The organism is Hydrocoleum sp. CS-953 (assembly GCF_002260545.1).
Taxonomy (GTDB): Bacteria; Cyanobacteriota; Cyanobacteriia; order Cyanobacteriales; family Microcoleaceae; genus Trichodesmium.
The window spans coordinates 1-10,360 of sequence record NZ_LGSU01001342.1 but is presented as its reverse complement, the minus strand read 5'-3'; the positions used below and the strand labels follow the sequence as shown (position 1 = coordinate 10,360).

The window sequence follows — 10,360 nt, the reverse complement described above, 5'->3', positions numbered from 1 at the left end:
TCCCCTACTCCCCTACTCCCCTACTCCTTATCTACTTACCAGAATAACTACGGAGCGATCGCCAAGCAATAACCCCTGTTGATTTTCTAACACAGGTTCAGTCCCAGGTACCCAAGAATCTTGTGGTGAGGCACAAGCAGTATTAGCAAAAACGTACCACTTCTTCCCATCTGATAAACCGGGAATATCAAACCAGATACTTTCCCAGTGCATATTCATTGCTACATAAATATCATTATCTTTTTCTGTTGCTTCTCTGGCGTGTTTACCACAAAGCATAAAAGCAATAGTCCGAGAATGTTCAGACCAGTCAGCATTCCAAACCTGAGTACCATGCCAAGTAATATCTAAATTCCCACTACCAGCATAATCTTGATTTCGGAAATGGTTGTGATTTCTTAATACTGGGTGAGCTTTCCGAAATGCAATACAATTCTTTACAAACCTAAATAATTCGGCATTAGTTCCCAGAAATTCCCAGTTTAACCAATTTAGTTCCGAGTCGTGGCAATAAGTATTATTATTACCATTTTTACTCCGCCCTATTTCATCACCCATCAGCAACATGGGTACACCTTGACTAACCATCATAATTGCGATCGCATTTCGCATCTGACGACTACGCAAAGCATTTATTCCTGGGTCATCAGTCCAACCCTCCGCCCCACAGTTCCAACTTTCGTTATCATTCGCACCATCATTATTATTTTCCCCATTAGCTTCATTATGTTTATCGTTGTAGGACACCATATCAGCTAAAGTGAAACCGTCATGGGCGGTAATAAAATTAATAGATGTTGCGGGTGCGCGACCTTGCCAAGCATAGAGGTCTGGGGAACCTTGTATGCGTTGCGCCATTTCTCCTACAGTACAATCACCTTTAATAAACTTCCGAATAGCATCGCGATACTTACCATTCCATTCTGCCCAACGTCCAAAAGCAGGGAAAGAACCTACCTGATATAAACCACCCGCATCCCAAGCTTCTGCAATTAACTTACAGTTAGCTAAAATTGGGTCAAAAGCCAAAGTTTCTAAAAGTGGAGGATTTGCTAATGGTGCGCCCCAGGGGTCACGTCCGAGAATTGAAGCCAAATCAAACCGGAAACCATCAATATGATATTCACTTGCCCAATAGCGCAAACAATCTAATACCACATTTCTGACAATTGGGTTATTACAATTAATAGTATTACCGCAACCACTAAAGTTAAAATAATAACCTTCGGGTGTTAACATATAATAGGTCTTATTGTCAATACCCCGGAAAGAAATTGTCGGACCATTTTCATTTCCTTCTGCTGTGTGGTTGAAAACAACATCCAGAATTACTTCAATGCCATTTTTATGCAGCTCTTTAACTAGAGTTTTTAACTCATCCATCTGCATCCCTAACTTACCTGTAGCTGCATATCCAGCTTTCGGAGCAAAAAATCCGACCGTACTATAACCCCAATAATTGTAGAGCATTTCCCCTGTTATAGGGCTGGGGCGGGAATTTTCAAACTCATCAAATTCATAAACAGGCATTAACTCAACAGCATTAACACCTAATTCTTTGAGGTAAGGAATTTTTTCACGAATAGCAGCAAATGTTCCAGGATGTTTGACACCAGAAGAGGGATGAGCAGTAAAGCTACGAACGTGCATTTCATAAATAATTTGATCTTCTGGCGGAATTTCTAGAGGGCGGTCATGTTCCCAGTCAAAATCATCATAAGCAATTCTGGCTCGGTGTTGATAAGTATCATCCCAGTTTGGTATTTCTCCCCAAACATCCCGACCCCCAATAATCTTAGCGTAGGGGTCCATAAGAATTTTACTTTTGTCGAACCATTGACCGTCATGGAAATTATTCGGTCCATCCATGCGATAACCATATTCGATATTCTCAACATTGAGGTCAAAGACAATCATACAATAAACATTCCCTATCCGAAATTCTTCAGGAAAGGGAATTTCTGCCATTGGTTCTGGAGCGCCTTTTTGAAACAAGACTAATGTGCAGGATGTGGCATGAGAAGAGAAGATGGAAAAATTTACTCCCCCAGGCACCATAGTTGCACCGAATGGAAAAGGCTTTCCACTACGCAGTTTAAAGTCACCGTGACTGTGGGTAGGGTGAATATCAATACGATCTAGTAACATGACTTATGGATAATTAATAATGGATAATTGATAATGGATAATTGATAATGGATAATTGATAATTGATAATGAAAACCATCTCTAATTAGGGTTTACTGAAAAAGTCTTTTTGCTACTCTAGGGAGTAGACATTGCATGCAACATCCCTATAAAGTCAGGAGAAATTAGAAATTTTTGAGATTTAATCAGCAAGTCCTAATTATCAATTATTAATTATGAATTATCAATTATTCCTTGAGTGTTACTATTCCTGACTCAACATTGGTAGCAGTTGTAAAAAAGTCTAGAAACCCAGTCACAGACATAGTATCTTGAAGTTCTTCAGAAAGTCCTACCAATACTACTTTTCCATTTTTTGCTTGTGTTTGTCTGTACAAAGATAGTAATGTGCGTAACCCAGCGCTAGACATATATGGCACATTGGTCATATCTACTAGAATTTTACTGTCAGGAGTAGTTAGGGGTAGTATTTGTTCGGAAACTTTAGGTGCTGTATTCGCGTCAATGTCTCCTGTTAATTCTACTACTTTAATTTCTTCTTCTGTTCTAATATTAATTTCGATTGCCATTTGATTTATTGTAATAATACTCAGATGTTTTAGATGTAGGTTGGGTTGTTTGCGTTAGCAAAGCAAAGCAAAGCATGGAACGTAGCTTGCTTCTTTGCAGGAGTAACCCAACATAATAATTAGTTCAGTAGGGTGCGTTTTCGGCTGTCGCCGATATGTTTGCGGAGCATTCCGTCAGGAAAAATTAAATGTAACGCATCGCCTCTCCCATATATTTTTCGGGTTCGAGTTAAGCACCGCCTCTCCCATATATTTCGGTGCGTTACGCTTCTCTAACGCACCCTACTGGACTGGAATGACACAGCTAATTTTGTGCATTAGGGCGGGTTTATATAAATCATAGGTTAAGCATGAAAATTTACGTTAAAACCCGCCCCTACTATTGGACTATTTTGGCTGTGTCACTACACTACTGAACTTACTATACTTTATCAGTTCGGTACAATATTCACCTTAACTGTCACCCGTTCCTTAGTTTCAGGCAACTTGACAAAAAGTTTATCCGCATCAAAATCACTGTAAGGTTGACCATCAATTTCTACCGACCCAATTTTAATACTGCCAGGAGGCAAAATATCCGGTGATACTCGCAAAATATTATCAGGGAAACCACCAGGAATAGGCTTAAAGTAAAAATCCATCGGCTGTTTAGTCACCAACAAATTAGTATAAACTGCCGCGAGGAAACATAATTCTGTGGAGTGATAACCGCTCATGGAGTGGGAACCTTTACCTCTTTCATTACCACTTGCTAAGAATGGAATACCATTAGCAAGAACGTTGAAATAAACCCCACCATCTTCTGTATCCAGGAACCAGGCGTTATAAAAAGCAGCAGCTTCCCGCGCTAAACGATGATATTCTCCATCTCCTAAAACTCCAGCCAGAATATAATAAGCTAGAATAGACTGTTCTTGTTGCCACCAAGCTTTGCGATCGTGCCAAACAAAACGGTGAGTCTGTTCACCTTCTCCTAATGCTCTTTCTACCACATCATACCAACCTCCCCGTTGTTGGTCACTACCTACTGCTGGCATTACATCAGCAATTTTCTTTGCCAAATCAACATAAGTATCCTTTGGTTTGAGGCTATTCATCCGCATCAAATTCCAGGAGATTTTCATGTTGTGACCAACTACTGCCCGGTTTTGCTGCCATCCCCAAGTCTGGTCTGGACTCCAGTCTTCAAAGAATTTTTCATTGACGAAGGGGCAGTTTTCGTAGTCTGGGAAACGCTTTTCGATAGTATCGAAAGTGTATTCGAGCATATCTGCATATTCTGGTTTTTCTGTTGCCAACCAGAGATTAATTAGATATGCTGGTGCATGGTCCCCCACTGAGTTCCAGTTTTTGGTACCTTTGTTCCGCCCTAATGACTCGCTCACTGGATCTAAAGTAATAGGATCTAAGTGAGAATAATAACCACCACGATCGCTTTTATCTAGGAAAAAGTCGTTGAATAACTTAATAGTTTTCTCCGTATCATCCATGATCCGAGGGTCACCATTGAGGCGATAAGTTTGTAACGGACCTGCCAGGGCGTAAATTTGTTCGTAAGCAGGAATAGCATCGTAGTCATCGCCAAATTCTGAAGCGAAAATTTTCTGTTCCCGTTCCCCTTGCACATCGATACCATGATACCAATAAACAATACCCTCGTCTAAGTCCACAAACCTCATGTGGTCTCGCAGATATTCAGTACCTTTTTCTGCTGCTTCTAGGAAAATTTCGTCCCCAGTCATCATGTATCCTGTAGCCATTCCGTAAACCATCCGGGAGATAGTATCAGTTTCTTGACGGAAGTTTACCTGTGATTTTGCACCAGATAGACTTAAGGTTGTGCGATAGTCGCGGTAGTCTATTTCTTCGTCACCAAATTGAGCTTTGACATAAAAATTAGCTAGGGAGCGAACCTGATCTACCCACCAGTTTTGTTTTTCAAATATATAGTCATCTGCTTGACGACCGACAAATACTATTTGTTTGGCTTCAAATATGGGACTATCTGGGTAAAATACTCCATAAGTGAATAGATACCGACCAGGTTGCAACATTGAGCGCATAGAACCTGTAGCATCTGGGTATGCTTCATCTAAGTTTTGTATTAGTTTTGCATAACTTGTGGGGGATAGTCGGGCTTGAAATTCTCTGCCGTCTGTTGTTTTGATGCCAAAAATATCTGTAGCTGAGTCGAAGTTAGTAACATACCCGGCGATCAGGTCTGAAAAGGTAAACTCTACTGGGATACTCATGTTTGGATTATTTTTAAACTGTGTTTACAAGTTTTGAACAGAAAAGCTCTCTTAATATTTATAGGAATTAGGCAGAAACCGGGTTTATAGAGGAAATTTCGTGATAGGAAAATAATCAGGGTAATAAACCCGGTTTCTTAAATTTTGGAGCGCAAGTTCTAATTTAGTTAGCTTCGATGGCTTCCACAAATTTTTCCATAAATTCATCTGTTACACCTGGATGTTTTGCTGTGATTAAGTTACCATCAATAACTAAATCTGCTGTTTGGTCTCCATCAAATATTACATCTGCTCCAGCATTTTCTACATCACAAATGATATTATGAGCGCAGGTAACTTTTTTATCTTTAAGCATTTCATTGTCAGCACAAAACAGCCATAAACTATGACAAATTGCTCCTAATTTTACATTTTCTGTATTAACAGCATTCCGCAAAAATACTACTGCTGGTGCTTGATTTTTTTCACCTTTTTTGGGGTTTACCTGATAACGCAACCTATCTGTGGCATAAGCACCAATACAGATAATACCTTTATAATCTGAGGGATTAACATCATTAACTTCTGTGGAAACTGTAACTTGTTCTTCCACAACATTATTCTCTGGGTTAGAGCCAAAATGTAGTTCTTTTTGCCCCCACAAGTGAGTAATATATTCTACTTCATAGCCTTTTGTGGGAAAAAATTCATTAAATTTACGATATTCTGTAGAATCAAAATGGTCTTCAATTAAGACTCCTATTTTACCTTTTGTTGCTGTTGCCATTTTTTTTGACTCCTGATTTTCTTGATCGGGTATAATCTACAAATAAAATATTTATTCAGATGTTATTCTAGCTTTCAAATCAGATAAAATAACTCAAAATAAGAGATTCAATTAGATTGCAATTATTACAATTATCTCAGACTTTTTTTAGTTGTTACTCTGCTGATTAAATCTCAAACCTTTAACAATAAATGCTTTAGACTTTTTGAGAATAAAAAAAGCGCCAGATTTTCAGTAATAACTTGTGAAAAAAACTGTAGTGGTTTGGTCTCCAAATCCCTTTTTCACCAAAAAATCAGGTCTCAAGCCTCCCCTTTTAAGGGGATGAAAAAGCGGTCGTTTGCGGAGCAGTCCGTCAGGATGAGATGGCGTTAGCGAAGCGGGTCCGTAGGAGCGGGTCTCCCGAAGAGCGCAGAGCCGCTCCGCTTTATATGTCGCGCAGCGTTAACGTTTGCGGAGCATTCCGTCAGGAAAGTTGTGCGGAACGCTAAACGCCATATCTAATCGACCAAGAGAAATCAAATTCAGTATTTCAAGCCTCTGGGTTTAGCCAGAGGCAGGTGTTAACTGTTAACTGTTAACTGATAACTGAAATGACTTGGGTTGGGAAACCAAACCCCTACACAAAACTGAAATGACTTGGGTTGGGAAACCAAACCCCTACACAAAAATGTTGCAACCTGTCTAGGATTACTATATCTAGTTTTATGTCGTAATCAATTTCAGAAGTTCTGCTGCTGCAAATACATCCCGGTAGAATGTTAATTGTTCAGTTTTCAAATAGCAACCACCTCTGTGACCGCGACGCACCCAAGTTACATTTCCCTTTGCAATAGTTTCGTTAGTTTCCACATCTACACTTTTCCACTCAAAAAATGTATGTTCTCCAGAAAACATAACTATTGGCCAGCACATAACACATCCTGGCTGAGAAATCAATGCCCACCAATGCTGTTCCCTTTCTTTTTGTTCCTCTAGACCAAAATATTGTCCGTCTTGGCACAAATAAATCAAATCCTTGTAATATTCTGCCGTGAGAAGATCACCGCGACTCTGCCTCAAAGCTTCACAATGAGTAGGCCACCACTCTTTATTTTCTTTCTCTATTTGTTCTAATGTGTAGTCAGGACCAACTGCTGGTAATGTTTCCTCTTTCATAGAAATAAATTTTTCTGCTAGAGTAATCATCTCTGTGGCAACATCAGCAGCTACTGGAACGGCTCGAGAGTAATCTACTGCTAGGTCTTTGTAGTAATTTGTGCGTTGGCGCATAATATCCCCGTTAGTTGTTTTTTGCTTGGTTAAAATTAAGAATTAATGAGTCAAATTATTAGTCAACATTAGATCGACTACATCATTTTGTAGTTGATTAGCAGCTCCAATATCCATAATTAACTGAGCTACTGTTGAGCTGCGCTGACCTGCCAATGTCATTTTACCATCATTGACAAATGTGTAAGCAGTCCTTTCTGGAAATGGTCTTATTTGTTTGACATACTTACTGTGTTCGCTCACTAACTCTTGATATTCTTTAGATACAAAAAGTAGTTCTAGTTCTAAGCGGTTCCAGTAAGCTATTTCTACTGCAGCTTGATAATTTAGTTCTGGTAGTTCAGAGTGGGATACTCCACCTGCATCTGGCCTAGTGTTATCAACTTCCTCAAATAGATGTAATCGCAGTTTCAACACTTGATCCATTTTTGCCAGAGCTGGAGCAAACTTCTCTTTATAGTATGTACGAAACTCTTCTACACTTACTCCATCAGCTTTCCTAATCATGCAGTGGTACTTTTCTAACCCTTGATGACCATTAGGAGAACCATTTTCAATTCCATCTTTGAAGGTTATAGAGTTACCAGGATTGGTATTATAACCTATTGCTTTGCTGAAGATGTTATGCTCATCATCCATCAAAATAGTCGCCGCTTTGAACCATGTTTCGCGGTCTTCTACTGTTTTGAAGGTTAATTCAGCAATGCCATCAAAGTTTTCTTCTGGAGTAGAAGCATCCACTAAGTTTCCGATACTAGGCCATATTCCCCCATCATTATGGGCAACATGAAATTGCCAATATTGGTACTGACCTGGTAGACGGGCACAAACTGGTCCGTGAACATCTCTCCAATAGTCGTCAAATAGTTCGAGGGTTATTCCTTTTCTTTTCCAAAGGAGAACATAGAAAGCTACTTGTGCTTCCTGGTCACGACTAGAATAGTCGGCAACTTCTCCTTTCTTGATCAGAGTTGATAGCATAGTTTGCTGCCTTTGCTTTTCAGAATATTACGAGTTTATCTATACTTCTGCTGAAGTTACCCAAAGATTTTTGAAGCTTTTTGAGCAAACAAGATTTTATCTCCTCAAACTTCTCACACCTCCAAGACTTCGCACCCTACCCAAACACTTTTTTTTCAGCAAATCTTAATTATTTCGGTGGGAATAATTCGTTTAATTCCTCTTTTAATTCTCCCAGGGCACCAAAGCAACCTGCTGCTTTATTAAATCCTGCATAAACACAGGTGAATACTAGCAGTTCCTCTATTTCTTCCAAAGTTGCCCCTTGAGACATTGCCATCTTAACGTGAGCGCCAAATGGGTTTCCCGGACCTACATGATCTTGATTAACTACATCTATTGCTACTGTGATTAGAGCTTTGGTTTTTTGGTCTATTATTGGTAGACCCCATGCTTCACCTGCTACACGAGTACAAAAGTCCCCAAATTTGGGGTTGATACTATTTAAGCCTTCTTGCAGTGCTTTGTCATCTAATACTGCGTTTTTGTATGCCATAGTTATCTGCTTAATTTTTCTAACTTGCTGTAGTCTTTATTTCTGTGTTTAAGGACTGCGATCGCACCAGCATTGTCTAGCATAATCACTTTCTCAAACAGTTTAACATTTTATCTATTAGGAATCGATCTGCTTGTGAGTGGGCAGATGACGGCCAATTTATTTTTGACCCTATATAATTGTCTGGACTTATGACTTATTGGCTCGGCTTTTTACATAAGAATGGGATTTACTTAGCCATTTATGCCAGACATTTTTTTCTATGAACTAGACTACCACTTTAAGTTACATTTTGGTTATTGACTTCTCCCCGCTTTAAAAAGACGGGGATTCTCAAAGGATGCGAAGCAGCAGGTTGAAACCGTGCTGCTTCGCAATCTTTTCGATATTGTTTTGAAAGAGAATCCCCAAAATATCGTTTTGGCAGAGTCAAAACTGCCCTACACGCCTTGGTTAAATCGAAATTCAACTGTGCGCTTACCTTTCTGATTATATTAGCTGAACCATTACAGTCAGCATTAATTAAACTGCCATTAGAAGAGCAATATAAACCTCTTTTAACCCGCTTTCCTGATGCTTTCCACCGCATCTCCTTACGGAGACGCTTCGCGAACGGGTTTTTCACCATATTTTGGTAGAAAATCATCCGATACGAAAACTAGCTTGACTGGTATAGCTCTCTTCTGTCTCGATAAAGTTAATCCCATATTGTTGACATAATTGAGAAACTCTTTCTTTCAATTTAGCTGTAGGAATTTGCACAAATTCCTGATTATTCTTGTGGCCAATATTAATCCCTTCTTTGTTGAATGGATTCCAACCAAAAACAATATTTGCAATGTTATTAGCAAGACACCAATTAATAATAAATCTTGTGGCTTTATTAATGTTGTCTCTCATTTGACGGTTGCGTTTTTCGGTTATCTTTGCAAGTTCTTCATCCCAGTATCCTTGAGGTTTTTCCATCTTAATCTTGGCGACTTTTTTGTTATACCACTGGTTCTGATATTTGACCTTTTTTCCATCAATTATGAAGGATTTTCCTGTGTTGGATACTCCAGTTATCCAATTATTTAATCCGGGGTCTATACCAAGAACATTACTGTTAGCTTTAACAGGTTCTATTTCGGGCTGTTTGTAGACAAACTCAATATAAAAACATCCATTTCGAAGAAAAATGCGATATTCTTTAATTGACCTAAAGTCTAGATTTGAGGGCATAGGTAAGAGAAAATGGTCAATTCCGAACCATGCTTTAAGCTGATTTCCTAGAGAGAATTTCAACTCATTTCCAATCAATTTAACCCATCGAGCAGGATAACTTACAACTGCCATTCCGCCCTTTTTTCTATAACTGGGTGGCTTAGGGCGAAAATGTAATTTTTCCTCCTTGTACAGCTGCAATAATTTTCCATAAGAATTAAACGACTCAATCACACTATGTAATGTCTGTTGAGCGCAAGCTGACCGCATTGCTTTGAAGTGGATATTACTTTTGAGTTGCCGATCAAGTGCCGCTTTAGTCAGAAAAACTCCGGCTTTGAACAGCATTTGACGGCAATAATAAATCCCACAATTTGTCAATTTATTGGCTTCAGAGCAGATATATTCAAGAATTGCTATTACATCTGGAGATTCTTTAATTAAATTTTGCTGACATCCATACAATTTGCATCACCTCCTTAGTTTTAGATTAGCCAAAAATCAGCTTTTTTTTATTAAGAATAATGACGGGTTAAAACCCGTGTCGTTTGATGACAATTGATTTTAATCAATGGCTAACTCTCACTTCCTATTTTTAGGTTTCATTCGGTAATTTATATCTATAATACTACAC

The 10,360-nt window shown here is 38.9% G+C and carries 9 protein-coding genes; all 9 read right to left on the bottom strand.

Annotated elements, in window-relative coordinates; all coding sequences use genetic code 11:
• Positions 1-27 precede the first annotated feature (27 nt).
• Positions 28-2,148 carry a glycogen debranching protein GlgX gene (gene glgX, locus AFK68_RS25245; RefSeq protein ID WP_094676076.1) on the bottom strand — a complete coding sequence of 707 codons (2,121 nt, stop codon included), beginning with the start codon at positions 2,146-2,148 and terminating at the stop codon, positions 28-30.
• 227 nt (positions 2,149-2,375) lie between these two features.
• A complete protein-coding gene (locus tag AFK68_RS25240; RefSeq protein WP_210407614.1) occupies positions 2,376-2,717 on the bottom strand; it encodes an anti-sigma factor antagonist in 342 nt (113 codons plus the stop codon).
• A gap of 431 nt (positions 2,718-3,148) precedes the next feature.
• On the bottom strand, positions 3,149-4,969 hold the full coding sequence (locus AFK68_RS25235) for an AGE family epimerase/isomerase (RefSeq protein ID WP_094676074.1): 1,821 nt from the start codon (positions 4,967-4,969) through the stop codon (positions 3,149-3,151).
• A gap of 163 nt (positions 4,970-5,132) precedes the next feature.
• Positions 5,133-5,735: a DJ-1/PfpI family protein gene (locus tag AFK68_RS25230; protein WP_094676072.1), complete on the bottom strand. Its 603-nt coding sequence runs from the start codon at positions 5,733-5,735 to the stop codon at positions 5,133-5,135.
• A gap of 705 nt (positions 5,736-6,440) precedes the next feature.
• Positions 6,441-7,007, bottom strand: a complete 567-nt coding sequence (locus AFK68_RS25225; protein WP_094676070.1) for a hypothetical protein — start codon at positions 7,005-7,007, stop codon at positions 6,441-6,443.
• A gap of 42 nt (positions 7,008-7,049) precedes the next feature.
• A complete protein-coding gene (locus AFK68_RS25220; RefSeq protein ID WP_094676068.1) occupies positions 7,050-7,988 on the bottom strand; it encodes an EthD domain-containing protein in 939 nt (312 codons plus the stop codon).
• A 169-nt stretch (positions 7,989-8,157) separates the two neighbouring features.
• On the bottom strand, positions 8,158-8,523 hold the full coding sequence (locus AFK68_RS25215) for a carboxymuconolactone decarboxylase family protein (protein WP_094676066.1): 366 nt from the start codon (positions 8,521-8,523) through the stop codon (positions 8,158-8,160).
• A gap of 280 nt (positions 8,524-8,803) precedes the next feature.
• Positions 8,804-9,169, bottom strand: a complete 366-nt coding sequence (locus AFK68_RS42580; protein ID WP_246843980.1) for a hypothetical protein — start codon at positions 9,167-9,169, stop codon at positions 8,804-8,806.
• Positions 9,166-10,191: an RNA-guided endonuclease TnpB family protein gene (locus AFK68_RS25210; RefSeq protein ID WP_246843981.1), complete on the bottom strand. Its 1,026-nt coding sequence runs from the start codon at positions 10,189-10,191 to the stop codon at positions 9,166-9,168. Before AFK68_RS25210 ends, AFK68_RS42580 begins: the two co-directional genes overlap by 4 nt.
• Between the last annotated feature and the right edge of the window lie 169 nt (positions 10,192-10,360).